The sequence below is a fragment of the Micromonospora sp. LH3U1 genome, from assembly GCF_028475105.1.
Classification (GTDB): Bacteria; Actinomycetota; Actinomycetes; order Mycobacteriales; family Micromonosporaceae; genus Micromonospora.
Genome location: NZ_CP116936.1, coordinates 5,727,640 through 5,752,859, shown reverse-complemented (window position 1 = coordinate 5,752,859; position 25,220 = coordinate 5,727,640). Strand labels below are relative to the sequence as shown.

At 71.9% G+C, this 25,220-nt stretch carries 24 protein-coding genes and 1 pseudogene; 20 read left to right on the top strand and 5 right to left on the bottom strand.

The genetic code is table 11. From position 1 onward, the window contains the following. Positions 1-27: 27 nt before the first annotated feature. The 14 genes from PCA76_RS26315 to PCA76_RS26250 all read left to right on the top strand — a co-directional run bounded on the left by PCA76_RS26315 (position 28) and on the right by PCA76_RS26250 (position 13,021). Positions 28-930: a tryptophan 2,3-dioxygenase gene (locus PCA76_RS26315; protein WP_272619628.1), complete on the top strand. Its 903-nt coding sequence runs from the start codon at positions 28-30 to the stop codon at positions 928-930. Further along, entirely contained in the window at positions 906-2,231 is a 1,326-nt protein-coding gene (gene kynU, locus PCA76_RS26310) for a kynureninase (RefSeq protein WP_442930163.1), read from the top strand. Before PCA76_RS26315 ends, kynU begins: the two co-directional genes overlap by 25 nt. Further along, the gene (locus PCA76_RS26305) at positions 2,228-3,565 is read left to right on the top strand and encodes an FAD-dependent oxidoreductase (RefSeq protein WP_272613110.1); all 1,338 of its coding nucleotides are present in this window, start codon (positions 2,228-2,230) and stop codon (positions 3,563-3,565) included. The genes kynU and PCA76_RS26305 overlap by 4 nt, the downstream gene beginning before the upstream one ends. Positions 3,566-3,588: 23 nt before the next feature. Further along, positions 3,589-5,070, top strand: a complete 1,482-nt coding sequence (locus tag PCA76_RS26300; protein ID WP_272619626.1) for a 2-hydroxymuconic semialdehyde dehydrogenase — start codon at positions 3,589-3,591, stop codon at positions 5,068-5,070. Positions 5,071-5,093: 23 nt separating this feature from the next. Continuing rightward, the gene (locus PCA76_RS26295; protein ID WP_272613109.1) at positions 5,094-5,888 is read left to right on the top strand and encodes a 2-keto-4-pentenoate hydratase; all 795 of its coding nucleotides are present in this window, start codon (positions 5,094-5,096) and stop codon (positions 5,886-5,888) included. 62 nt (positions 5,889-5,950) lie between these two features. Next, positions 5,951-6,880 carry an acetaldehyde dehydrogenase (acetylating) gene (locus tag PCA76_RS26290; protein ID WP_272613106.1) on the top strand — a complete coding sequence of 310 codons (930 nt, stop codon included), beginning with the start codon at positions 5,951-5,953 and terminating at the stop codon, positions 6,878-6,880. Then, entirely contained in the window at positions 6,877-7,950 is a 1,074-nt protein-coding gene (gene dmpG / locus PCA76_RS26285) for a 4-hydroxy-2-oxovalerate aldolase (protein ID WP_272613105.1), read from the top strand. Before PCA76_RS26290 ends, dmpG begins: the two co-directional genes overlap by 4 nt. Continuing rightward, complete coding sequence (locus PCA76_RS26280) at positions 7,947-8,720, top strand: 2-keto-4-pentenoate hydratase (RefSeq protein ID WP_272613103.1); 774 nt, start codon at positions 7,947-7,949, stop codon at positions 8,718-8,720. The genes dmpG and PCA76_RS26280 overlap by 4 nt, the downstream gene beginning before the upstream one ends. Next, on the top strand, positions 8,717-9,139 hold the full coding sequence (locus PCA76_RS26275) for a RidA family protein (protein ID WP_272613102.1): 423 nt from the start codon (positions 8,717-8,719) through the stop codon (positions 9,137-9,139). The genes PCA76_RS26280 and PCA76_RS26275 overlap by 4 nt, the downstream gene beginning before the upstream one ends. Continuing rightward, positions 9,136-9,660 carry a 3-hydroxyanthranilate 3,4-dioxygenase gene (locus PCA76_RS26270; RefSeq protein ID WP_272613101.1) on the top strand — a complete coding sequence of 175 codons (525 nt, stop codon included), beginning with the start codon at positions 9,136-9,138 and terminating at the stop codon, positions 9,658-9,660. The genes PCA76_RS26275 and PCA76_RS26270 overlap by 4 nt, the downstream gene beginning before the upstream one ends. Beyond that, positions 9,660-10,661, top strand: coding sequence for an amidohydrolase family protein (locus PCA76_RS26265; protein ID WP_272613100.1), 1,002 nt, complete (start codon positions 9,660-9,662; stop codon positions 10,659-10,661). The genes PCA76_RS26270 and PCA76_RS26265 overlap by 1 nt, the downstream gene beginning before the upstream one ends. Before the next feature lie 130 nt (positions 10,662-10,791). Further along, a complete protein-coding gene (locus PCA76_RS26260; protein ID WP_272613099.1) occupies positions 10,792-12,255 on the top strand; it encodes an amidase in 1,464 nt (487 codons plus the stop codon). 51 nt (positions 12,256-12,306) lie between these two features. Beyond that, positions 12,307-12,627 (top strand): aa3-type cytochrome oxidase subunit CtaJ, encoded by a 321-nt coding sequence (gene ctaJ, locus PCA76_RS26255; RefSeq protein WP_442930162.1) that lies wholly within the window; start codon positions 12,307-12,309, stop codon positions 12,625-12,627. After that, entirely contained in the window at positions 12,614-13,021 is a 408-nt protein-coding gene (locus PCA76_RS26250) for a DUF5130 family protein (protein WP_272613098.1), read from the top strand. The genes ctaJ and PCA76_RS26250 overlap by 14 nt, the downstream gene beginning before the upstream one ends. A gap of 68 nt (positions 13,022-13,089) precedes the next feature. Here PCA76_RS26250 and PCA76_RS26245 read toward each other — a convergent pair whose 3' ends face one another. Next, positions 13,090-13,719 (bottom strand): Uma2 family endonuclease, encoded by a 630-nt coding sequence (locus PCA76_RS26245; RefSeq protein WP_272613097.1) that lies wholly within the window; start codon positions 13,717-13,719, stop codon positions 13,090-13,092. 19 nt (positions 13,720-13,738) lie between these two features. Next, the gene (gene pepN, locus PCA76_RS26240) at positions 13,739-16,288 is read right to left on the bottom strand and encodes an aminopeptidase N (RefSeq protein ID WP_272613096.1); all 2,550 of its coding nucleotides are present in this window, start codon (positions 16,286-16,288) and stop codon (positions 13,739-13,741) included. Positions 16,289-16,508: 220 nt separating this feature from the next. Here pepN and PCA76_RS26235 point away from each other — a divergent pair, with 220 nt between their 5' ends. The 3 genes from PCA76_RS26235 to PCA76_RS26225 all read left to right on the top strand — a co-directional run bounded on the left by PCA76_RS26235 (position 16,509) and on the right by PCA76_RS26225 (position 19,785). Next, entirely contained in the window at positions 16,509-17,135 is a 627-nt protein-coding gene (locus PCA76_RS26235; RefSeq protein ID WP_272613095.1) for a mycothiol-dependent nitroreductase Rv2466c family protein, read from the top strand. Between the two features lie 881 nt (positions 17,136-18,016). Further along, the gene (locus PCA76_RS26230; protein WP_272619622.1) at positions 18,017-19,216 is read left to right on the top strand and encodes a DUF1015 family protein; all 1,200 of its coding nucleotides are present in this window, start codon (positions 18,017-18,019) and stop codon (positions 19,214-19,216) included. A gap of 101 nt (positions 19,217-19,317) precedes the next feature. Then, entirely contained in the window at positions 19,318-19,785 is a 468-nt protein-coding gene (locus tag PCA76_RS26225) for a ribose-5-phosphate isomerase (RefSeq protein ID WP_272613094.1), read from the top strand. Positions 19,786-19,797: 12 nt separating this feature from the next. Here the strand turns inward: PCA76_RS26225 and PCA76_RS26220 are convergent, their stop codons facing one another. Then, entirely contained in the window at positions 19,798-20,139 is a 342-nt protein-coding gene (locus PCA76_RS26220; protein WP_272613093.1) for a hypothetical protein, read from the bottom strand. Between the two features lie 140 nt (positions 20,140-20,279). Here PCA76_RS26220 and PCA76_RS26215 point away from each other — a divergent pair. Beyond that, positions 20,280-20,827 (top strand): annotated as a pseudogene (locus PCA76_RS26215) (hypothetical protein). Between the two features lie 188 nt (positions 20,828-21,015). On the opposite strand, the gene PCA76_RS26210 reads toward PCA76_RS26215, so the two are convergent. Both PCA76_RS26210 and PCA76_RS26205 read right to left on the bottom strand, forming a co-directional pair. Continuing rightward, positions 21,016-21,282, bottom strand: a complete 267-nt coding sequence (locus tag PCA76_RS26210) for a hypothetical protein (protein ID WP_272613092.1) — start codon at positions 21,280-21,282, stop codon at positions 21,016-21,018. 88 nt (positions 21,283-21,370) lie between these two features. After that, positions 21,371-23,518, bottom strand: a complete 2,148-nt coding sequence (locus PCA76_RS26205) for a M14 family zinc carboxypeptidase (protein WP_272613091.1) — start codon at positions 23,516-23,518, stop codon at positions 21,371-21,373. A 219-nt stretch (positions 23,519-23,737) separates the two neighbouring features. Here PCA76_RS26205 and PCA76_RS26200 point away from each other — a divergent pair, with 219 nt between their 5' ends. Further along, complete coding sequence (locus PCA76_RS26200) at positions 23,738-24,247, top strand: SigE family RNA polymerase sigma factor (RefSeq protein WP_272613089.1); 510 nt, start codon at positions 23,738-23,740, stop codon at positions 24,245-24,247. Next, positions 24,244-25,086, top strand: a complete 843-nt coding sequence (locus PCA76_RS26195; RefSeq protein WP_272613088.1) for a hypothetical protein — start codon at positions 24,244-24,246, stop codon at positions 25,084-25,086. The genes PCA76_RS26200 and PCA76_RS26195 overlap by 4 nt, the downstream gene beginning before the upstream one ends. Positions 25,087-25,220 lie beyond the last annotated feature (134 nt).

The window sequence follows — 25,220 nt, the reverse complement described above, 5'->3', positions numbered from 1 at the left end:
TCGCTAGTCCGGGGAGGGAGACAAATGGTGGATCAGACGGAGCGGCAGGCGCCGAACCGCCCTGCCTTGGTGCGACCGGTGACCCCGCGGCAGCGGGCCGCCCGCGCCGTACGCAACGGTGGCGAGCCGACACTGGAGTTCGCCGAGCGGGTGCCGTACGACGTGTACGTGCAGGCCAGCACCCTGCACCAGCTACAGCAGCCACTCAGCAGCGACCCGGGCGAGATGTCCTTCCTGATGGTCAGCCAGATCATGGAGCTGTACTTCGGGCTGACCTGCCACGAGCTGCGGGAGACGCAGCGGCTGATCCGCGCCGACCAGGTGTGGGAGGCGCTGGCCCCGCTGCGCCGCGCCGCGCTGCACCTGGAAGGGCTCAACGCCGCCTGGCAGGGTCTGCGCTGGATGACCCCGGCCGACTTCAACCGGTTTCGCAACCTGCTCGGCGAAGGCTCCGGCTTCCAGTCGGCCATGTACCGGCATTTGGAGTTCCTGCTCGGGCTGCGCGACCCGACGCTGATCCGCCCGTTCCGCCGGCAGACCGATGTGCACGCCGCGCTGACCGCTGCGCTGGCCACCCCGAGCCTCTGGGACGACGTGCTCGCGTTGCTCGCCCGGCGTGGCTTCGACCTCCCCGCCGACCTGCTCGACCGGGACGTGGCCATCGAGCACGACCCGCAGCCGTCGGTCGAGGCCGCCTGGGTGCAGATCTACACCGACACCGGCCCGGACAATCACCTGCGACTGCTCGGCGAGGCGCTGAGCGGTGTCGCCGAGGAGTTCGGCGACTGGCGCTGGAACCACGTCAAGGCGGTGCAGCGGACGATGGGTGCCAAGGTGGGCAGCGGCGGCTCCGCCGGCCTGGCGTGGTTGCAGCGCAGCATGGCCCGGGTGGTTTTCCCGGAGCTGTGGTCGGCCCGCACGGCGATGTGACCGGAGAGCGAGACACCCCTGTGAACACCCCAGAACACGAGGCGCACCGCCTCGACGAAGCCGACCCGGGCCACCGGCACCTGTTCCACGTGCCACCGGCCGACGGCGGTGACCATCCCGAATCGGCGTACCTCGCCGGCAACTCGCTCGGCCTGCAACCCCGGGCCACCCGCGATGAACTCCTCGCCGACCTGGACGCCTGGGGGCGGCTCGGCGTCGAGGGGCACCTCGATGCGGAGCGCGCCTGGCTTCCGTACCACGAGTTGTTGACCGCGCCGGCCGCGCGACTGGTCGGCGGCCGGCCCGCGGAGACCGTGGTGATGAACTCGCTCACGGTCAACCTGCACCTGCTGATGGTGAGTTTCTACCGCCCGGCCGGCGCCCGCACCCGCATCGTCATCGAGGACTCCGCGTTTCCCTCGGACAGTTACGCCGTGCGCAGTCAGGCCCGCTTCCACGGCCTGGACCCGGACGACACCGTGGTCCGGCTGCGCCCGCGCGTCGGCGAGGACTCCCTGCGCACCGAGGACGTGACCGACTACCTGGCCGCCGAGGGCGACCGGGTGGCGCTGGTGCTGCTCGGCGGGGTCAACTACCTCACCGGTGAGCTGCTGGACATCCCGACGATCACGGCAGCCGGCCGGGCGGCCGGCGCGGTGGTCGGTTGGGACCTGGCCCACGCGGCCGGCAACGTGCCGCTGGCCCTGCACGACTGGGACGTCGACTTCGCCGCCTGGTGCTCCTACAAGTACCTGAACTCCGGCCCGGGTGCCCTGGCGGGCGTCTTCGTGCATGAGCGACACCTCGGCGACCCGGACCTGCCCCGCTTCGAGGGTTGGTGGAGCACCTCGACGGCCACCCGCTTCGAGATGACCCCGGTGTCCCGGCCGCCGGCCACGGTGGAGGCCTGGCAGATCTCCAACCCGCCGATCTTCGCGATGGGCCCGGTGCGCACCTCGTTGGAGCTGTTCGACGCGGTCGGCATGCCGGCGTTGCGCGCACGCAGCCTGCGACTCACCGCCTGGCTGGAGTCGCTGCTGGACGAGGTCGTCACGGACCGGCCGCTGCGCGTGGTCACCCCGCGCGACCCGGCCCGCCGGGGTTGCCAACTCTCGGTGCGCATCGGCTCCGGCAGCGCCGCCGAGCTGACCAAACGCCTGCGGTACGAACACGGCGTCATCGCCGACGCCCGTGAGCCGGACATCATCCGGTTCGCACCGGTGCCGCTCTACTCCACGTATCACGACTGTTGGCGGGCCGCCGCAGCGCTCGCGGCGACGGTTGGGCAGGTGGCCCGATGACCGCGCGCCGCGACGAGATCGCGATCATCGGTGCGGGGCTGGCCGGCTGTCTGGCCGCCTGCTTCCTGGCCCGGCGTGGCTACCCGGTGGCCCTCTACGAGCGCCGGTCCGACCCGCGTTCGGGCTCGGCGGAGCGAGGTCGTTCCATCAACCTGGCGCTCTCCGAGCGTGGGCTGGACGCGTTGCGTCGGATCGGGCTGGCCGAGCAGGTGATGACCGACGCGCTGCCGATGCGCGGCCGGATGATCCACCCGGTCGAGGGGGAGCAGCAGTTCCAGTCGTACAGCGCCGCCGGTGACCGGGCGATCAACTCGATCAGTCGGGGTGCGCTGAACAACGCGCTGCTGGACGAGGCCGCCGCGCTGCCCGGGGTGCGGATCGTCTTCGACCACCGGTTGGTCGGGCTCGATCCGACCGACGGCACCCTGAGCTTCGAAACCCCGCAGGGCCCGGTCGCCGCCAAGGCGTCGGTCGTGCTGGGTGCCGACGGCGCCGGCTCCGCGGTGCGCGGGCAGCTGCTCGCGTACGGGTTGCTGAACGAGAGCGTGGACTTCCTCGACTACGGCTACAAGGAGCTGACGATCCCCCCGCTGGGTGGGGACTTCGCCCTGGACCCGGACGCGCTGCACATCTGGCCGCGCGGCACCTCGATGATGATCGCGCTGCCGAACCCGGACCGCTCCTTCACCTGCACGCTGTTCTGGCCCAACGATGGTGCTGGCAGCTTCGCCTCACTCAGCAGCCCGGCGGAGATCGAACGGCACTTCGCGGAGCACTACCCGGACGTCGTTCCGCTGGCCCCGAACCTGGTCGACGACTACCAGCACAACCCGGTGGGCGTGCTCGGCACGGTCCGCTGCACCCCCTGGCAGGTCTTTGGGAAGGTCGGCCTGCTCGGCGACGCGGCGCACGCGATCGTGCCCTTCTACGGCCAGGGCGCGAACTGCGCCTTCGAGGACGTGGTCGAGCTGGACCGCTGCCTGGACGAGTGCGCCGACGACTGGTTGGCGGCGCTGCCGCTGTTCCAGCGCCGCCGGCAGGAGAACGCCGAGGCCATCGCGACGATGGCGCTGACCAATTTCGTGGAGATGCGGGACAAGGTCGCCTCCCCGGTCTTCCAGCTCGGGCGGCGGGTGGAGCACGCACTGGAACGGGCACTGCCCGGCCGGTACGTTTCCCAGTACGAGCTGGTGTCCTTCTCCACCACGCCGTACGCGGAGGTTCGCCGCCGGGTGCGCCGACAGCACTCGGTGCTCGGCGCGGTCGTCGGCGGGGCCGCGTTGTTGCTGGTCGGAGCGGTCGGCGCTGCACTGAGCCGAGGGAGGCGCGCATGACCGGCACCTGGGATTCGCGGTTGATGACCGGCCACGCACCGAGTGGTCCGGAGCGGTTGCGCAACTTCGTCGCCGGCGAGTTCGTCGACGGCGGGCCGACGTTCACCAAGGCCAGCCCGGTGACCGGGGAGCCGGTCTTCGAGGTGGTCGAGGCGTCGAAGTCCACCGTGGACGACGCGGTGGCCGCCGCCCGGGCGGCGATGCGCGGTCCGTGGGGCCGGATGGGCGAGCGGGAACGCGCCGAGGTGCTGCGCCGGGTCGCCGACGAGTTGGAGCGCCGCTTCGACGATCTGGTCACCGCCGAGGTCGCCGACACCGGCAAGTCCATCTCCCAGGCCCGCACGCTGGACATCCCGCGCGGTGCGGCGAACTTCCGGGCGTTCGCGGAGATCGTGGCGACCGCGCCCACCGAGTCGTTCACGACGGTCACCCCGACCGGCGGCCGGGCGCTCAACTACGCGCTCCGCAAGCCGGTCGGCGTGGTCGCGGTCATCGTGCCGTGGAACCTGCCGCTGCTGCTGCTCACCTGGAAGGTGGCCCCGGCGCTGGCCTGCGGCAACGCCGTCGTGGTCAAGCCCAGCGAGGAGACGCCCGCCTCGGCGACGCTGCTCGCCGAGGTGATGGCCGCCGCCGGCGTACCGGCCGGGGTGTTCAACCTGGTGCACGGGTTCGGGCCGGACTCGGCCGGTGAGTTCCTCACCCGCCACCCGGGGGTCGACGCGATCACCTTCACCGGCGAGTCGGCCACCGGCGGCGCGATCATGCGGGCCGCCGCCGACGGGGTGAAGGCGGTGAGTTTCGAGCTGGGCGGCAAGAACGCCGGCCTGGTCTTCGCCGACGCCGACCTGGACGCCGCGGTGGCCGGTTCGGTGCGTTCCAGTTTCACCAATGGTGGCCAGGTGTGTCTCTGCACGGAACGTCTCTACGTGCAGCGCCCGGTCTTCGAGGAGTTCACCGCCCGGCTCGCGAAGCGGGCCGGCGAACTGGCGTACGGCTGGCCGACCGACGAGGCCACCGCCACCATGCCGCTGATCTCCCACCAGCACCGGGCGAAGGTGCTCGGCGCGTACGAGCTGGCCCGGACCGAGGGCGCCGAGGTGCTCACCGGCGGCGGCACGCCCACTTTCGGTGACGCCCGCGACGGCGGGTCGTACGTGCAGCCGACGGTGCTCACCGGGCTCGGCCCGGACGCCCGCACCAACCGGGAGGAGATCTTCGGCCCGGTGGTGCACGTCGCCCCGTTCGACACCGAGGACGAGGCGTACGCCCTGGCGAACGGCACCGAGTATGGCCTGGCGGCGACCGTGTGGACCCGGGACGTGGGCGTCGCGCACCGCGCCGGGGCGCAGCTCGACGCTGGCATCGTCTGGGTCAACACGTGGTTCCTGCGTGACCTGCGCACCCCGTTCGGCGGGGTGAAGGCGTCCGGCATCGGCCGCGAGGGCGGCGTGCACTCGCTGAACTTCTACTCCGAACTCACCAACGTCTGCGTGGACCTGTCGTGAGCGCACCGCAGCGAGGAGCGGGCATGAAACCTGACATCGAGGCCGCCAACCGGGAGCTGGCCGACGCCCGCCACACCGGCAAGCCGTGCCCACCGCTACGCGGCCGGCTGCTGGCGGAGGGCGACGTCGAGTCCGCGTACCGTGTGCAGCAGCTCCAGGCGCGGGCCTGGCAGGGCCGCGGCGAACGTCGGGTCGGCGCGAAGATCGGGCTGACCTCCCGGGCGGTGCAGGAGACCTTCGGGGTGTTCCAGCCGGACTTCGGCATGCTGACCGACGCCATGGCGGTCGGCGACGGCGTCGAGGTGGCCATCGACCGGCTGCTCCAACCGCGGGTCGAGGCGGAGATCGCGTTCGTGCTCGCCAAGGATCTCCCGAACCCGCAGATCACGACGGTCGACCTGATCCGCGCGGTCGATTACGTGCTGCCGGCGATCGAGATCGTCGACTCGCGGATCGCCGGCTGGGACATCTCCATCGTGGACACCGTCGCCGACAACGCCTCCAGCGGGCTCTTCGTGCTCGGCACCACGCCGCGCCGGCTCGCCGACGTCGACCTGCGGCTGTGCGGGATGGTGCTGGAGCATGCCGGCGAGCCGGTCTCGGTGGGTGCGGGCGCCGCCTGCCTGGGCAACCCGCTGCACGCCCTGCAGTGGCTGGCCGACACCCTCGCCCGCGCCGGTGACCCGCTGCGCGCCGGGGACGTGGTGCTCTCCGGGGCGCTCGGCCCGATGGTGCCGGTCACCCCCGGTGCCGCGTACGAGGCGCGGATCTCCGGGCTCGGCTCGGTACGGACCTGTTTCAGCAAGGCGGACCAGTGAGCGCGAGGAGTGAGCCGGTTTTGCGAGCCCCGCAGTCGCGAACGAAAGATGGAACAGCCTCGGTGACCGGAGTGGCGGTGCTCGGTTCCGGCAACATCGGCACCGACCTGATGATCAAAGTGTTGCGCCTCAGTAGTCAGCTGCGGATGGTGGCGATGGCCGGTATCGACCCGGCCTCCGATGGCCTGGCCCGAGCCCGCCGGCTCGGCGTGGCCACCACCGCCGACGGCGTGGACGGGCTTGTCGCGATGCCCGAGTTCGCCGACGTCGAGCTGGTCTTCGACGCCACCTCGGCCGGCGCGCACCGGCGCCACGACGAGGTGCTGCGCGCGCACGGCCGCACGCTCGTCGACCTGACCCCGGCCGCGGTCGGCCCGTACGTGGTGCCGCCGGTCAACCTGGACGAGCACCTGCACGAGCCGAACGTCAACATGGTGACCTGCGGCGGGCAGGCGACCGTGCCGATCGTCGCCGCGGTGCGCCGGATCACCCCGGTGGCGTACGGGGAGATCGTCGCGTCGATCGCGTCCCGCTCGGCCGGCCCGGGCACCCGGGCCAACATCGACGAGTTCACCGAGACCACGGCCCGGGCCATCGAGGTGGTCGGCGGCGCCGAACGGGGCAAGGCCATCATCGTGCTGAACCCGGCGGACCCGCCGCTGCTCATGCGGGACACCGTCTACTGCCTCTGCCCGGACGCCGACGCTGACACCGACGCCATCGCCGCCTCGGTGGCGGACATGGTGGCGGCGGTGCAGGAGTACGTCCCCGGCTACCGGCTCAAGCAGGACGTGCAGTTCGAGCGGGTCGAGGCGTACCTGCCGACGCTCGGGCGGCAGCTCACCGCGTTGCAGGTGTCGGTCTTCCTGGAGGTCTCCGGTGCGGGGCACTACCTGCCGGCGTACGCCGGCAACCTGGACATCATGACCTCCGCCGCGTTGCGCACCGCCGAGCGACTGGTGGCGCTGCGGGTGAAGGGAGCGGTGGCATGACCGAGCTGTACATCCAGGACGTGACGCTGCGCGATGGCATGCACGCCATCGCCCACCAGTACACCGTCGAGCAGGTACGCACCATCGCCGCCGCGCTGGACGCCGCCGGTGTGGCCGCGATCGAGGTGGCGCACGGTGACGGGCTCGCCGGTTCCAGCGTCAACTACGGCCACGGTGCCGCCAGCGACGCCGAGTGGATCTCCGCGGCTGCCGAGGTGCTCACCACGGCGAAGCTGACCACCCTGCTGCTGCCGGGCATCGGCACGATCGCCGACCTGAAGGCCGCGAAGGCGCTCGGGGTGACCAGCGTCCGGATCGCCACCCACTGCACCGAGGCGGACATCTCCGCCCAGCACATCTCCTGGGCCAGGGAGAACGGCATGGACGTGGCCGGGTTCCTGATGATGTCGCACATGAACGACCCGGCCGGGCTCGCCGGGCAGGCCAAGCTCATGGAGTCGTACGGGGCGCACTGCGTCTACGTCACCGACTCCGGCGGTCGGCTGTTGATGTCCGACGTGGCGCAGCGGGTCGACGCGTACCGGCAGGTCCTCGCCCCGGAGACGCAGATCGGCATCCACGCCCACCACAACCTGTCGCTCGGAGTGGCCAACAGCGTGCTCGCCGTGGAGCACGGCCGGGTCACCGGGTCCGGCCCGGCCGGCTCCGACGCACCCCCCGGCCGGACCGTCCGCGTCGACGCCTCCCTCGCCGGCATGGGCGCGGGCGCCGGCAACGCGCCGCTGGAGGTCTTCGTCGCCGTCGCCGAGCTGCACGGCTGGCGGCACGGCTGCGACGTGTTCGCGCTGATGGACGCCGCCGACGACATCGTCCGCCCCCTGCAGGACCGGCCGGTCCAGGTGGACCGGGAGACGCTCTCCCTGGGGTTCGCGGGGGTCTACTCCAGCTTCCTGCGGCACGCCGAGCGGGCCTCGGCGCGCTACGGCGTGGACGTCCGGTCGATCCTGGTCGAGCTGGGCCGGCGCCGGATGGTCGGCGGCCAGGAGGACATGATCGTGGACGTGGCGCTGGATCTGGTGGGTCAGCGTAAGGAGGAGATCGTTCGATGATCGGCGTGGACACCGCGGGTATCGCGGCGAAGCTGGGCGAGGCGGCGGACACCGCCAGCGCGATTCCGCAGCTCGCCGCCGAGGTGGGGCTCGACGTGCCGACCGCGTACGGGGTGCAGGCGGCGCTGGTGCAGCGCCGCCTGGACCGGGGCGAGCGGCTGGTCGGGCTGAAGATGGGGCTGACCAGCAGGGCGAAGATGGTCCAGGTCGGCGTGGACGAGGTGATCTGGGGACGGCTCACCGACGCGATGCGGGTGCCCGACGGGGGTGCCGTTGACCCCTCCGCGTACATCCATCCCCGGGTCGAGCCGGAGGTGGCGTTCCTGCTGGACCGGCTGCCCGAGCCGGGTGAACCGGTCGGCGACTTCGCCAGCGCGGTCCGCGCGGTCGCCCCGGCCATCGAGCTGATCGACTCCCGGTACGCCGACTTCCGTTTCTCGCTGCCGGACGTGATCGCCGACAACACCTCCGCCGCCGCGTTCGTGATCGGGCCGTGGTCGCCGGTGCCGGCGGGTCTGGACAACCTGGGCGTGCTGCTGGAGGTCGACGGGCGCGTCGCGCAGGTCGGCTCGACCGCCGCGATCCTCGGCGATCCGCGTCGGGCCCTCGACGAGGGCATCCGGCTGGCCGGCCGGCACGGGGTGCGGTTGCAGGCCGGCTGGGTCTTCCTGGCCGGCGCCGCCACCGCGGCTGTCCCGCTTCGTCCTGGCGCCCATGTCCGTGCGGTCGTGGAGAAGCTCGGCACGGCCTCGCTGCGGGCCTCGTCGTGACCGCGCGGGTGGTGGCCGGCAAGGCCGTTCCGCGGGGGGCGTTCCCGCACGTCAAGGTCGCGGGCGGGTTCGTCTTCGTGTCGGGTACGTCGTCGCGGCGACCGGACAACAGCTTCGCGGGTGTGTCGGTCGACGAGTTCGGTACGACCAACCTCGACATCCGGGTACAGACGCGGGCGGTCATCGAGAACGTGCGGGACCTGCTGCGCTCGGTCGGCGCGGACCTGGCCGACCTCGTCCAGGTGACGTCGTACCTGGTCAACATGAATGACTTCGGTGGCTACAACGAGGTGTGGGCGGAGTTCTTCGACGCGTCGGGGCCGACCCGCACGACGGTGGCGGTGCACCAGTTGCCGCACCCGCACCTGCTCATCGAGATCCAGGCCGTGGCCCTTCTTCCCTCGGGAGGTCAGTCGTGAGTGAGATCGCCGAACCGTTCAGCTTTCCGGGTTGGATCGCGGACAACCAGCACCTGTTGAAGCCGCCGGTGGGCAACAAGGAGATGTTCCCGGGCGGGGACGACTTCATCGTGATGGTCGTGGGCGGGCCCAACCAGCGCACCGACTTCCACGTGGACCCGTACGAGGAGTTCTTCTACCAGGTCAAGGGCAACATGCACATCAACCTCATGACCCCGGAGGGGCCGCGTACGGTGCACGTGCGCGAGGGTCAGATGTGGATGCTGCCGCGCAACACCCCGCACTCGCCGCAGCGGCCGGAGGCCGGCTCGATCGGTGTGGTCGTCGAGCGGGTCCGCGAGGAGGGCACGCTGGAGACGTTCCAGTGGTACTGCCCCGAGTGCGGTAGCAAGGTGCACGAGGTCGAGTTGCAGGTCCGCGACATCGCCGCCGATCTGCCGCCGGTGTTCCAGGCGTTCTACGCCGACGAGCAGGCACGCACCTGCGCCAACTGCGGCACCCTGCACCCGGGCAAGGGCTGATGCCGGCAGGTGTGGTCGACGTGCACACGCACGTCGTACCGAAGGGGTGGCCGGACCTCGGCGCGGCGTGCGGTGGGTCCGGCTGGCCGTGGCTGCGGGTCGACTCCGAGCGCGCCGCAATGATCATGGTGGGGGAGACGGAGTTCCGCCCGGTCGGCGCCGAGTGCTGGGACGCGTCGCGACGCCTGGCCGACATGGACGCCGACGGCGTGGACGTGCAGGTGGTCTCGCCCACGCCGGTCTTCTTCAGCTACGAACGCCCGGCCGACCAGGCGGTGAAGGTCGCCCGGATCTTCAACGACCTGACCCTGGAGGTCACCGCGGCCGGTGGTGACCGACTGGTGCCGTTCTGCCAGGTGCCCCTGCAGGACCCGGACGCCGCCTGCGCCGAGTTGGACCGCAGCCTGGCCGCCGGGCACGTGGGGGTCGAGATCGGCAACCACGTCGGCGATCGGGACCTCGACGACGCCGGTGTGGTCACGTTCCTCCAGCACTGCGCCGAGGTGGGTGCGCCGGTCTTCGTCCATCCGTGGGACATGCCGGGCGGTCCACGGCTGGACCGGTGGATGGCCCGCTGGCTCACCGGGATGCCCGCCGAGACGCACCTGTCGGTGCTGGCGATGATCCTGGGCGGCGTCTTCGACCGGGTGCCGGAGACGCTGCGGATCTGCTTCGCGCACGGCGGCGGCAGCTTCCCGTTCTGGCTCGGCCGCGCTGACAACGCCTGGCACCGCCGGGGCGACCTGGTCCGTGGGGCTTCCGTCGGCCCGCCCAGCAGCTACCTCGACCGGTTCAGCGTCGACTCGGTGGTCTTCGCGCCGCCCGCGCTGCGGCTGCTGGTCGACACGCTGGGGGAGGACCGGGTGCTGGTCGGCAGCGACTACCCGTACCCGCTGGGCGAACGCCCGGCCGGCGCGGTCGTTCACGACGCCGACTTCCTCACCGACGATCAGCGCGCCAAGCTCCTGTCCGCCAACGCCCTGCGCTTCCTGCGCGGCTGAGGAGCGCGCGCCGCCATCGCACGGTGCTGCTGCGGGGTCGGCGGTGTGTCAGTTGGATACGAGAGTCGCCGCGGGAATGCCGACGCCGTGTCGGCCGCCGACGGCCGCTCCCAGCGTGCAGGATGAGGGGATGGCCGAGCCGCACGACCTGACCGCGTTGGAGCAGGCCGCCGCGATCACTCGCGGCGAGCTGTCCAGCGTCGACCTGGTCGAGCACCACCTACGCCGGGTGGCAGCCATCGGCGACACCGTGGGGGCGTTCGTCACGGTCACGCCGGACCTGGCCCGAGAAGCCGCACGCGCAGCCGACGCCGTGCCCGTCGAGGAGCGCGGTCCGCTGCACGGCGTACCGACCGCGATCAAGGACCTGACGCTCACCGCCGGGGTCCGCACCACCTTCGGTTCGGCCGCCTTCATCGACTTCGTCCCGCCGGTCGACGCCGACGTGGTCCGGTTCATCAAGGCCGCCGGCCTGGTCAGCCTGGGCAAGACGACCACCTCCGAGTTGGGCTGCTCGCTCTACTCGGAGGGCCGGGTCGCGCCCCCGGCCCGCAACCCGTGGCAGCTGGCGTACACCGCGGGCGGATCCAGCGGCGGCGCGGCGGCGGCGGTCGCGGCCGGGCTGGTCCCGGTCGCCCAGGGGTCCGACGGCGGCGGCTCGCTGCGCATCCCGGCGTCGCTCTGCGGCCTCGTCGGCTACAAGCCCAGCCGCGGCCTGGTCTCCGGCGGGCCGCTCGGCTCCGGCGCGTTCGGCCTGCCCACCAGCGGCCCGCTCGGGCGGACCGTCACCGACGTCGCCGCGCTGCTCGACGTCATGGCCGTCCCGGTCCCCGGCGAGCCCTACCTGCCGCCGCCCGCGCCGCCCGGTGGCTACCTTGCCGCCGCACGCCGGGCCGAGCCCGGCCCGTTGCGGGTCGGCCGGTTCACCACGCCGATGCTCGCCGACGAGCCGGTGCACCCCGACTGCGTGGCCGCCGTGGACCGGGCCGCCGAGCTGCTCACCGCGGCCGGCCACGAGGTGGTCGAGGTGCCACCGCCGCTCGGGCCGGCGGCGTGGCCGCTGTTCGAGATCCTCTGGTACGTGCTGGCGCTCGCCCCGGTGCCGCCACAGCGGGAGGCGGAGCTGCTGCCGCTGACCCGGCTGCTGCGGGCCCGGGGCGCCGAGATCTCCGCCGGCACCCTGGCCGCCACTCTCGGGGAGTTGCAGGCGCAGGTCCGCCTCGGTGCCCACCGCACCGCCGGCTTCGATCTGCTGCTCTGTCCCACCCTGGCCGCCCCGCAGGCGCCCGTCGGCTGGTTCACCGCCGACGGTGATCCGGCGGCCGACTTCGACCGGCAACGCCGGTTCTCGCCCTACTGCGCCATCTTCAACGTCACCGGCGATCCCTCCGTTTCCCTGCCGCTGGGCACCACGACCGACGGGCTACCCGTCGGGGTGCTGCTCACCGGCCGGTACGGTGACGACGCGCGGCTCATCGCGACTGCTGCGCAACTGGAGAACTCCAGTGACGGATGGGATCGCCACCCCGCAATCTGGCGGGCCGCTGACTCCGCTAACGTGAATGGCGACGGAGTCGGGCGGTCGGCGTCATGATCGTCCATCCGACCCGGTTGTTCAAGGTCGTCCTTCTTCCGCCTGGGGGCGTTGGGATTGTCTGTTACCGAGACGTTGCTGGTCTTCGTCGGCATCCCGTTGGCCGCGGTGCTGGTCATCGCCGGCCTGTCGTACGCCGGTAGCCGTGGTGGTGCCACCGGCGGCGGTGGTGGCACCAAGCGCTACCGGCCGGGCCGACCCTTCGACTTCACTCCGGTCTGGTTCCTGGGCCGCCCGGAGCAGCTGGCCGACTCGGCCGGCACCGCGCTGACGGCGGGGGCGCAGGCGCCCGCGCTGACCAGCCACAAGCTTGAGCAGGCCAGCGTCGAGGCGCCGGCCGGTGGAACCGGAGGCGCAAGTGACCGTTGGTGAGAAGCAGGCCGGGTCGGAGAATCCGCCCGAGGTGCTGGACGGGCCGTTCTCAACCCGCCAGCTGCTGCGCATCGACGAGGCGTTGCGCCTGGCCGACCAGGGCACCGGCCTGGTCTTCTCGGTCTTCGTCGGCGGACTGGACGAGCCCATCCGTGAGCACGCCCAGCGGATGCACCGCCAGCTCGCCGACCCCGACAAGTCGGTGCTGATCGCCGTGTCACCCAACCAGCGCCAGCTGGAGATCGTCACCGGGCGGTACGCCCGCAAGCGCATCCCCGACACGTACGCCAAGCTGGCCGCGCTCTCCATGGCCGGCGCGTTCAGCGGCGGCGACCTGGCCGGCGGCATCATCAACGGCCTCGACCAGCTCGCCAGCCACGCCGGCAAGGGCTGAGCCCTTCCTCGTACGACGAAGCCCGGCCCGCTTTCCAGCGGGCCGGGCTTCGGTGTGTCTGGGCTGCCTCAGCGCGGCCAGGCGCTCGGGTCCAACCTCATCGTCCACGGCTCGTCCACGGTCACCGCGTCGTCCGGACCGATGGTGCCCAACAGCTCGTAATGGTCGCCTTTGCCGAGCCGATAGCGATAGACCACCGGGCCGAAGTCGCCCCGTTCCACCCGCCAGTAGTGCGGGATGCCTGCCTCGGCGTAGAGGGCCGGTTTGGTGAAGCGATCATGACGACGGCTCCCCGTCGACTCGACTTCTCCGACGAGCGCGATGTCCACCGGTTCGGCCCACATCCGCTCGCGCGGTGCGCTTGGTCGTAGCACGGTCAGATCCGGGATGAGATTGCCGCCGGGGACCCGCACCCCGATCTCCCGGATCACACGCCAGTCGGTGGGAGCCGCCTGGCGAAGCGCCATCCGGATCTCGTCCGCCAGCTCATGATGCTCGGGACCGGCTGGAGGGGTCACGTGCAAGCTCCCGTCGATGATCTCGTAGCGGTTGCCGTTCTCAGGCAGGTCGAACAGATCCTGCTCGCGCCAGCCCCGCTCCGGGGGCTGCCACTGGTAGGTCGGCTGTGCCATCACGTCCACCTCCTTCCGCAACCATAATGGCCCGGTGCCGGCGAGGACTCGCGTCCACGCCGGCACCGGGCCGCGTACTCCCTGCTCAGCTCTGCTGGGCGTCCTTCGCGCGGGCCTTGAGCGCCCGCACCACGCCGTCGCGGCCCTCGGCGACAAGCCGGCGCAGTGGGCTGGGGTGCCCGTCACCGGCCAGCCACGCGTCGGTGGCCGCCACCGTGTCGTCCTCCACCAGGTAGGTCGGGTATGCCAGCTGGGCGAACTCCTGCGCCGGTTCGCTGTCCCGGGTGGCCCACACCTGGCCCACCGCCGCGAAGTACCGCTCCCGGTACGGGGCGACCAGCTCCACCTGCGCCGGGTGGGTGAAGCCCTGCAACAGCGCCCGGTGGCGCCAGTTGGGCAGCGTTTCCGCGCCGGTGAGCAGCGCCCACACGGCGGCCTTGTTCTCGGCCGTCGGCACCAGCGCGTGCGTGTACGCGGCCTCCCGCTCGCCGCTGGCGGTGCGGTCGCCGGCCAGTTCGGCCTCGACCTCGGCGGCACCGGCCGCGCCGTTGGCCACCAGCGACCCGAGGACCGACCAGCGCAGCTCGGTGTCCACGGTCAACCCGGCCGGGATGCCGGTGCCGTCCAGCCAGCCGCGCAGCGTGGCCAGGTCCTCCTCGGAGCGGGCCGCCGAGGTGTACGCGCGGGCCCAGGCCAGCTGGAACCCGCTGCCCGGCTCGGCGGCGGCGAGCGCGTCACGGGCGGTACGGGCCAGATCGGCCCAGCCGGTCGGCGCCCACGCCGGGTCGGCGTAGAGGGTGATCGCGGTGGTCGCCTGCCGCAGGGTCGCGATGACCAGGTTGATGTCGGTCTCCGCGGGCAGCCCGGCCAGCACCAGCGCCACGTAGTCACGGGCCGACAGCTCGGCGTCGCGGATCATGTCCCAAGCCGCGGTCCAGCACAGCGCCCGCGCCAGCGACGACTCGAAGCCGCCGATGTGCTGCACCACGGTCGCCATCGAGCGGTCGTCGAGGCGCAGCTTGGTGTAGCTCAGGTCGTCGTCGTTGAGCAGCAGCACGTCGGCCGCACGGACGCCGCGCAGCTCGGCGAGGTCCGTCCGCTCGCCGGTCACGTCCACCTCGTGCCGCTCACGACGGACAAGCCGCCCGTCGGTGAGGTCGTACAGGCCCACGCCGATCCGGTGCGTCCGCAGCGTCGGATATTCCGCTGGCGCCTCCTGCCGCACCACCACCTGCTCGTACGTCCCGTCCGCGCCGATCGTCACCTCCGGCCGCAGCGTGTTGACCTGCGCGGTCTCCAGCCACTGCGCGGCGAACTTGCGCAGCTCCCGGCCGGACGCGGCCTCCAGCTCGGTGAGCAGGTCGTCGAAGGTGGCGTTGCCCCAGGCGTGCTTGCCGAAGTAGGCCCGCAGCCCGGCCACGAACGGTTCCTCGCCCACGTACGCGACGAGCTGCTTGAGCACGCTCGCGCCCTTGGCGTAGGTGATGCCGTCGAAGTTGACCTCGACGGCCTCCATGTCCGGCATCTCGGTGTAGACCGGGTGGGTGGAGGAGAGCTGGTCCTGCCGGTAGCCCCAGTTCTTCCGGATGGACAGGAACGTCGTCCACGCCTCGGTGAACCGGGTCGCGTTGGTGTTGCACCAGTGGCTCGCCCACTCGGCGAACGACTCGTTCAGCCACAGGTCGTTCCACCAGCGCATGGTGACGAGGTCGCCGAACCACATGTGGGCCAGTTCGTGCAGGATCGTGTTGGCCCGCTGCTCGTACTCGAAGTCGGTGACCTGCGAGCGGAACAGGTAGTGCGACTCGGCGTGCGTCACGCAGCCAAAGTTCTCCATCGCGCCGGCGTTGAAGTCGGGCACCCAGAGCTGGTCGTACTTCGGCAGCGGGTAGCGCACGCCGAACTTCTCGTGGAAGAAGTCGAAGCCCTGCTTGGTGATCAGGAACAGGTCGTCGGAGTCCAGATACTGCGCCATCGACGCCCGGCAGAACGCCCCCAGCTCGATGCCGTCGTGACTGTCGCGCACCTCGTGGTACGGCCCGGCGCACATCGCCGTGATGTAGGTGCTCATCCGGGGCGACTCGGTGAAGTGCAGCGTCTTGAGGCCCTCACCCGCCGGCTCCTCCCGCTGCACCGGCATGTTGGACACCGCCCGCCAGTGCGCCGGCACGGTGGCGTGCCAGGTGTAGACGCTCTTCAGGTCGGGCTGGTCGAAGCAGGCGAACACCCGCTGTGCGTCGGCCGTCTCGAACTGGCTGTAGAGGTACGTCTCGCCGTCCACGGGGTCGACCGTGCGGTGCAGACCCTGACCGCTGTTGGAGTAACCGAAGTCGGCGTCGACCACCAGGGTGTTGTCGCTGTCCAGGTCGGACAGGATCAGGCCCTTCTCGGCCGACCAGTCGGAGAGGTCGACCGGTGCGCCGTTCAGCGTCGCGGAGCGCACGGACTCGGCGGCCAGCTCGATGAACGTGCTCGCGCCCGGCTCGGCGCAACGGAAGCGGACCTCGGTCGTCGACCGGAACGTGCGGCCGTCAGCCGCCAGCACAGCGGTCGACAGGTCCAGACTGATGTCGTACCCCGTCACGTTGAGCAGGCGCGCCCGCTCGGTTGCCTCGACCTGCGTCAGGTTACGCACTCCCGGCACTGTTCGTCTCCATCCCACATCTCGCCGTACGCCCGGCGGCGCCCGTTTGCCAACCGCTCGTGACGGCCAGCCCGATTCGAGTCTTCCACGTACGGGCAGCCCGCGGTGGCCGAGGTCACGCTCTCATTCGGGTGCCGGTCGATGCGCTGCGGGGTGAAGATTCGGTGAGACGCCGGACTGCCGGCGCCACCCGTCGCGAAGGGACCTCACCGTGACCGATCGTGTCACCGCCGACATGTGGTTCGACCCGGCCTGCCCGTGGGCGTGGATCACGTCCCGCTGGCTGTTGGAGGTCGAGCAGGTCCGTGACGTGGACATCCGCTTCCACGTGATGAGCCTGGCCGTGCTCAACGAGGGCCGGGACGAGCTGCCCGAGGAATACCGGACGTTCCTGCGTACCGCCTGGGGCCCGGTGCGGATCTGCATCGCCGCCGAGCAGCGGTACGGCGGCGATGTCCTGCGCCCGCTCTACACCGCGCTCGGCACCCGGATCCACCTCGGCAAGGAGGAGCGGGGTCCGGAGCTCTACGTCGCCGCGCTGACCGACGCCGGCCTGGACCCGGCGCTGGCCGCAGCCGCGGACAGCACCGACTACGACGAGGCGCTGCGCGCCAGCCACGAGGCCGGCATGCGCCCGGTCGGGCAGGACGTCGGCACCCCGGTCGTCCACGCGCCCGGCCCGGACGGCAGCCCGGTCGCGTTCTTCGGCCCGGTCATCACCCCGGCTCCGAAGGGGGAGGCCGCCGGCCGACTCTGGGACGGCGTACTGCTGGTCGCCGGCACCCCGGGCTTCTACGAGCTCAAGCGCACCCGTGAGCAGGGCCCGATCTTCGACTGATCCACGACCACCACGCGCCCCCGTCCGGACTGCATCGGCTGCCCGGGCGGGGGCGCGTCAGGTCGGACGCCGAGTGCGGCTGTGAGGTCGGAGGACGGTCGTGGCGTCACCGGTGGGCGGGCGGCGTCGTTTCCCTCGGTGTCCGCCGCAGCGACCCGCAGGGCCGCACCCCGCAGTTCGTGGAGGCAATCCCGATGGCCAAGCACCGTGCGTCCGGTGACGATCAGCTGACCCGGCAGGGGGTGATCGAGACTCCCGGCGCGGCCTACTGGTCCGTCGACGACTCCCGCTGGCCGGCGGTCCGCCCGGACCTACCCGCCCACCTGGTGGACCTGCTCGCCCCGCCCATCGTGGTGGGCGTGGCCCGGGTGCCGGTGACCTCCCGGCTCACCCCGCCCGTGTCGGCCGACCCGCTGACGTCGGCCGTCGACACCGTGCCGGTCGATCTCCCGACCTCCGCTCCAGATCTGCCCGTGCCGGCGGCACCGGCCGAACCCGTGCCGGCAGCAGCGGCCGAACTCGCGCCGGCAGCGGCCGAACTCGCGCCGTCGGCGGCGGCACCGGCCGAACCCGCGCCGCCTCCGCCGGCACCCGCCGCCCCGCGTCCGGTGCCGACGCCGCCGTTGAGCCCGCGGCCCGTGCCGTCGCCGCCCCCGAACGTCCCGTGCCGGGGCCGCCCGCGTCACCCCGCCGCACCGTGCCCACCGGCCCGGCCGCGACTGGCCGACGGGGCAACGGTGGGCCGGCATCCGCTGGCCGGCACCGTCGGGGCACATCCGGCCGCGCCGGCTGAGCACCCTGCCCGGCTCGGCGCTTTCATCTGGTGGACGCCCCGTGGGTCCCCGGCGGCGGCGGCACCGTCGCCGGTAGCGTCAGTGGGCATGACGGTCGTGCATCCGATCTCCCGGGCCTGGGTCACCACTGGTGGCACCGGCGCGCAAAACTATGACGAGTTCGCCGACGACGCGGAGATCACCGCGATCATCGAGTCGAACCCGCACAGTGCCCTCGGCATCGAGATGCCGCATCGCGCCCCGCAGAGCCTGGGCAAGTCGTTCCTCGACGCGCTGCCGGACGCGGTGGCCCGTTTCGCCGAGGCCAAGGCCGACGGCAGCTACACCCCCGCCGAGCAGGTGGTGGTGCTCTACCGGATCAGCGCGCCCGGTGAAGAGCCGGCGTACGGGCTGTTCGCGATGGTGGACACCGACCAGATCTCCACCCGGGCCGACGAGCCGGGCCTGGTCATCCGCAACGAGGACGTCTTCATCGCCAAGGTGCGCGAGCGGGTTGCGCTGGCCGAGGCGCTGGGCCACCTGCTCTCACCCGTACTCCTGCTGCAGACCGGGCGTGGCGACGAGCTGCACGCCGCGCTCGCGGCGGCGACCGACACGGCCGGCGTGCCCGCCGCAACGGACACCGACCAGGCGGGGCGCACGCACGCCATCTGGCTGCTCGGCCCGGGCCCGGAGCAGGCCGCGCTGACTGCCCTCGCCGGCGGCGGCGATCTGGTCGTCGCGGACGGCAACCACCGCAGCCTGGCCGCCCAGACCGGCGGGCTGTCGCGCTTCCTGGCCGTGGTCACCACGCCCGCGTCGGTGGCCATCCAGCCGTACAACCGGCTGGTCAGCGAGCTGACCACCACACCGGCCGAGCTGCTCGACCGGCTGCGGGCCGCGGGCGCCGAGGTCGAGCCGATCGACGGCCCGGTCGAGGTCCCGGCGGCCGGCGGCTCCGTGCACCTCCGCCTCGACGGCCAGGGGTACGCGGTGCGCCTGCCCGCCACGGCCTCCGGGCGCCTGGAAAACCTGGACCACGCCCTGGTCGAACGGCTGCTGCTGCGCGACGCGCTCGGGTTGGACCCGGGCGACAAGCGGATCACGTACGTCGGCGGTGACTACCCGGCGAGCTGGCTCACCGGTGAGGTCGACGCCGGTCGGGCGGAGCTGGCGATTCTGATCGCGCCGGTGACCGTGTCGGACTTCGTCGCGGTGAACCTGGCCCGGGAGAAGATGCCCCGCAAGAGCACCTGGTTCACCCCGAAGGCGCGCGGCGGCCTGGTCGTCGCTGAGCTGCCGCGCTGAGCTGCCGCGCTGAGCTGCCGCACCCACGACCGTGTGACGAACCCGGCTCGGGGACGCCGCCCCTGCGACGTCCCCGAGCGCGGCCTGACAGACTGCCCGGTATGCGCGTCTACCTGGGATCCGATCACGCCGGTTTCGAGTTGAAGGTGCACCTGGCCAACCACCTGGCCATGCAGGGGTACGAGGTGGTCGACGTCGGTCCGCGGGGCTACGACCCGGACGACGACTACCCGACGTTCTGCCTGCACACCGGCGACCAGGTGGTGGCCGACGGGACGGGCCTCGGGGTGGTCATCGGTGGGTCCGGCAACGGTGAGCAGATCGCCGCGAACAAGGTCGCCGGGGTTCGCGCCGCGCTGGCCTGGAACGTGGAGACCGCTCAGCTGGCCCGCCAGCACAACGACGCGAACGTGGTCGCGGTCGGCGCCCGCCAGCACACGCTGGACGAGGCCACCGCCATCGTCGAGGCGTTCCTGAACACCCCGTTCTCCGGCAACGAGCGGCATGCCCGTCGGATCAACCAGGTGGCCGAGTACGAGCGGACGAGGCAACTGCCCGACCTGCCCTGACCCACCTGTCGGTCAGCGCGGCGAGCGGGGCAGCTCCTCGCGGGGCACCCAGTTACGTCGGACGACCACCACCCGGGCCTCCGCCTCGGCCAGGTCGTCCTCGCTGGGTCGGGCCGCGTCCCGGGCCCGCAGCGCGGCGCTCAGCCCCACCTGGGACGAGCCGGAACCGACCAACCCGCGCAGCCCCCGCTCGCCGTCACGCTCGTCGCCGCCTGGGCTCCTGCGGCGCGGCGGCGGGTCGTCACCGTCGTGCACGCTCGCGGTGCTGGCCGTCGGGCCGTCGGTGCCCCTTCCGGCCGGCTCGGGGTCGGGGTGGTGGCGCAGTCGTCGCCGTCGTCGGTCGGGGTCACCCATCAGCCGACCGTACCCTGCCCGGCGTGGGAATCGGCACCGTCGCGTCGGTCGGCGTCTCGGGCGGGTTCGGCGACCGATTTGCCGGCTGGCTACCCTCGGATTCAGGCGGCGGTGATGTCGTCGGTCAGGGGGAGGACGAGATGGCAGACCAGACGCAGCCGTGGGCGGAGCGGACGGTGGAGGTGCCACCGCAGGCGGGCGTCGGGGTGCCGCAGCAGCGCGACGGGTTCCGCAGGGGCGTGGCCCCGGTGGGTCAGCCGCGCAGCCGCGGACCGAGCCGTTCCCGGTGGTCGAGCAGGAGCCGACCGGCACCGGCTGGCCGGGCGGGCCGGTCCCGCCGCGCCGATCGCTGAGTTCGCGGATGGCCCAGCTGCGTCGCGGCGGTGAGTGGAGCACGGTGGCCGGGCTCTTCGCGTTCGTGTGCTGGGGGATCTGGGCGCTCTCCGGTCAGGGCGACCTGTCCGGTCCGCTGCTGGTGCTGGTGCTCAGCCTGCTGGTGGCGATCGGCCTGTTCGCCCTGTTCCGTCTGATCGGCCGGGTGGTGCTGGAGCGGCAGCTGGGACGGGTCCGCCGCAGCGCCCGAGGTGCCCACCTGGCGACCGCGGTGTTCCTCGCCGGCCTCGGTGTGACCTGGCTCCAGCAGACCGAGTGGGTCGTGTCGGCCTGGAACTGGATCTCGTCGAACTGACGACCGGGGAAACGCGGGGCGGGTCGGCATCCGCCGCCCGCCCGCGCGCCCCGTCGCGGCACACCGCGACACCGGTCGTCTCCCCACCAGGCCAGGCCGCTGCTTACCCGGCCGGCCACGGTTCATCCGTGGCCGGCCGGTCCGACTGGTACCCCGTCCGGGGCTGCTCGGTTCCGCCGGTGCGACGGTCAGTGTGTGCCGCCGTGCCCCTCGGCGTCGGCTCGGGGCGACGCGACCCGGGCGGCCGGGTCCTCGACGCCGGGCTCGCCGCCGTCGGGGGCGACCATCCCGTCGTAGTTGTAGAGCGGTCGGCCGTCGTCGTGCTGCTTGGTGGTCTTGATGTAGCGATGCATCATGCCGTCGATCTCCACCTCGACGAGTGCCTCATTGCCGGTCTCGTGGGTGCTGCCGTCTCGGGGGCCGCCAAGCAGGTGGGCCGTGGTGTCCGTGTCCATGTGAAGGCCCTACCCTCCAGCCATTGGCGGAAACGACTGAAATCCGGCCAGCGGTGCCGCGCCCGGCGGACACGGCACCGCTGAGGGATCAGCCAGCCGGCTGGGCCGCCGCGTGGTCGCGGGCCACCCGCACCAGCTCGACCAGCCCGCCGGCGTACTCCTGGGACTCGCCGTGCGCCTCGTCGAACGGCGGCTGGAAGCCGACGCCCTCCCACTGGCTGGTGGCCGGGTTCCACCGGTCGTTGCCGACCTCGAAGTCCCAGGCGAAGATGCCGAGCTCGTAGTAGAGCTGGTCGGCCGAGTTGCCCGCGGCGGAGTAGAGCACGTCGGCGACCGGCCCGGTCTGCGACGGCCAGGTGACGGTGCCGCGTTCCTGCGCGATGGCGCCGACGATCCGCCGGGCGCTGTTCAGGAACAGCGTCGACTCGTCGATCGACGGCCGGGGCAGGGTGACCCTGCCGTCGGCCCGGTACGCCCCCGGCGGCCACATGAAGTACCCGCCGTAGGAGTGCACGTTCATCGCGAACTTGATGTTCGGGTGGTCCTTGGCGAGTGCGATCACGTTGCCGCTCTCGGCCTCGGACAACTCCGCCGGACCCGCGTAGTTGCCGGAGAGGCAGTTGGCGCTCGCGCCCACGTACCCGTCGAAGTACGACCCGACGGTGTAGTTGCGGTTGATGTCGACGCCCCACGCGGTGCGGTTCTTCGGGTCGCGCGCCGGCCCGGTGCAGTGGTTGACCAGGTTCTTGCGCTGGAAGTTGAAGTCGTTGAACGAATAGTTCGCGCCGTCCGGGTTGACCGTCGGGATGACGAAGACGTCGACCTGTTCCAGCAGCTCACGGGTGGCTGGGTCGGTGCGGTAGTTGGCCAGCATCCGCTCGGCGAACTCCAGCGTCACCAGCGGGGTGGCCCACTCCCGGGCGTGTTCCTGCGAGTACGCCAGCACCCCGACCCGGGAGCCGTCGCGGTGCACGCCGAGGCGCAGCGCCTGTACGGTCCACGGCCGCGCCGGAACTTCGGTGCCCTGCAGCCCGTCGTCGAGCCGGGCCGGACCGGCGACCGGCATCGGCAGCCCGGTCGAGCCGTCCTCGACGGTGGCCCGGAACCGGTTCGGTTGGCGGGCGTTGATCGCGGCCGCCACCTCGTCGGTGGTGCTCACGGTCTTGCCCGCGGTGTCGGTTGCCAGTGACACCGTGAGAACGCGATCGCGGTAGCCGACGGTCAGCGGCCGGTTCGGCCGGCCCGGGTCGATCGTCCGCACCTGTACGCCGTTCATGTTCTGGTCGCCGAAGCGGATCGACTCCACGACCACGGCGGCCACCGTCGGGTCACCGAGGTACGCGGCGGCGGTGCGTCGGTACCCCTGGGTCCGGTTCGGCAGGTCGATCACGTCGACCAGGTCCCGGTACTGGCGGGCCAGCCGCTTGATCCGCGCCTGGATGTCGACCGGCGTCAGGTAGGCGTCGATGAAGTCCTTCTGGTAGCCGGCCGGCAGCGGCGGTGGGGTGGCGTTCGGCCAGAGCGTCGGGGTGACCACGCGGCTGACCCCGCCGAGGCTGGACGTGGCGCTGAGCTGGACCGGTCGACTCGGTACGGGTTGGGGGAGCGTGTAGTGGTACTGGTACTCGCCGGAGTCCTCGAACCGGTACAACGGGAACGACCCTGTGGTGCCGTCCGCCGCTCGCCAGTTGACGGTGATCTCGACATCCGGGTCGTCGGTGGCGGTGGTGGCCACCTGCGCCTGCAGGAACGTCTGTCCACCCGTTGTCCACCAGTACGCCTGCTGGACCTGGAGAGTGTCCACCGCCGTGGCGGCAGCGGTCGTCCGCTGGCTGGTGGCCGAGGCGCGTAGCCCGGCTGCGGTGCGGGCCTGCGCCGCGCGGACGCTGTCGGCGTAGTTCCGGCTGCCGTCCTCGGCGCGCTGCACGATCTGCACGGCCGTGGCGCCCTGTGCGGTCAGCTCGGCGAGCTGCGCGCCGGTGAGCACCAGGTCGGCGATGACCCGCCCGTCCCGGGCCCGGGGTCGGTTGGCCAGGTCCGCACCGGAGGCGACCAGCCGGTCGAGCTGCGCCTGATCGCGTAACTGCACCCGGACCAGGGCGGTTTCGGTGGCGCTCAGGGTGATCGGTGGGGCCGGATCGGCGGGGGCCGCGGTTCCCGGACCAGGGTGGGACAACACTGCGCTGAACAGGATCGCTGTGGTGGCGGCAGCTGTCCACCGTCGTCGGACGATCATGTGCCCTCCTGACGGACATCGATGTCTCTGGTCCTTACACCAGTGCATAGATCGTTATCTGTCAAGGAATCTCGTCGATGATCCAAACATCTGGACCTACGCGGTTGTAGCCTCCGGACGCCGTTCGGCGTTGATCCCCGTGACATGTGCGCGAGTTCAGGAGCAACCCTGCGAGCCAGACCCCGCGTGACTATCTCGAAACGGGGATCGGAGGCCTGAATGAGCGATCGCGACGAGGCGTTCGCCGAGTACTTCGCGGCAAGGTCCGGCGCCATGCGCAGCACCGCGTACCTGCTGTGCGGCGACTGGCACCGGGCGGAAGACCTGGTCCAGACCACGTTCGTCAAGCTCTACCGCGTCTGGAGCCGGATCTCCCGACACGAGGTGCTCGACAGCTACGTGCGCCAGATCCTGATCCGGACATTCCTCGATGAGCGGCGTCGCGGCTGGTGGCGGCGTGAACGGGTGGGGGGCGAGAGCACCGAACAGGTGGCCCCGCCCGACTCGCCGGAGAGCCGACTGCTGCTGCTCCAGGCGCTGGCCTCCGTGGCGCCGCGCCAGCGGGCCGTCCTGGTTCTCCGGTACTGGGAGGACCTGTCGATCGAGGATGTCGCGACGCTGCTGGAGTGCTCTCCAGGGACGGTGAAGAGCCAGTCGGCACGCGGGCTCGACACGTTGCGCGGCCTCCTGGCACCCACCTACAGCGGGACCGAGATGGGGGAGCGATGAAGGAAGAAGAGTTGCGCGAGGGGCTGCGCAGCGAAATGGCGAACACCACCCCACCACCACCATCGAGTACGGGGGCCACGCTCGGCGCGGCGCGGCGGGCGCAGTTCCGCCGCCGTGCCGTGTGGGCGTCTCTCGGGTCGGCGGCCGTCGTCCTGGCGGTCACCGGCTTCGCGGCCATCGCCACTCCGGGCGGTCACGTCTACCAACCGGCGGGTTCCGGGCCACTGGCAACCCCGGATTCGTCGGCGGACACCAAGGAGGCGTGGCCGACCGGGCCGGACGGTCGCCCGCAGGAGGACCGTACCGCGCGGGCCGGGTCCAAGCACGACCAGGGACTCCGCCTGCTCAGTGAGGTCGTCGCTGTCGTACCCGCCGGCTACACCAAGCCGGAGGACCCAGCCAACCAGCCCGCCGAGCAGAGGACGCTGCGGACCCACCAGGCGCAATTCGAGGACAAGGTGAACGGCGTCGACCTGTGGAGTTACCTGTCCTCGGTCGCCGTGGCCCAGGGCAAGGGCACCGGGCGAGTGCTCGTCGAGGTGCACGACGCCGGCAACCAACTGCCGACCGACCCGTGCGCGCTGGCCCGAGGTTTCTGGGGCATGCAGGGCGACTGCCGGGTCGAGACCGTCGGCGCGGCGCAGGTCGGTGTGGTGGCCCGTCCGGGCAACGACGATCGGCTCGACCAGTGGTCGGCCTACCGGCACCCGGATGGTGTGGTGGTCTTCGTGGCGCAGGGCGCGAAGCTCGACGAGAGCCGTCCGGCGTTGACGCGGTTGCCGTTCTCCGTGCCTCAGCTGGCGGCCCTCGCGGTCGACGAACGGTTCCACCTGAAGTGACACGCGAGGCTCGTTGAGCCGCTGTTCGCACGGCGGTTCGACGGGCTCGCGCGTCGGGGCGACCCGACTACCGGCACCGTGGGCGGCGGTTGCTCCTGCCGGAGGCCGCCCGGAGGACACTGTCGACTGGCTCG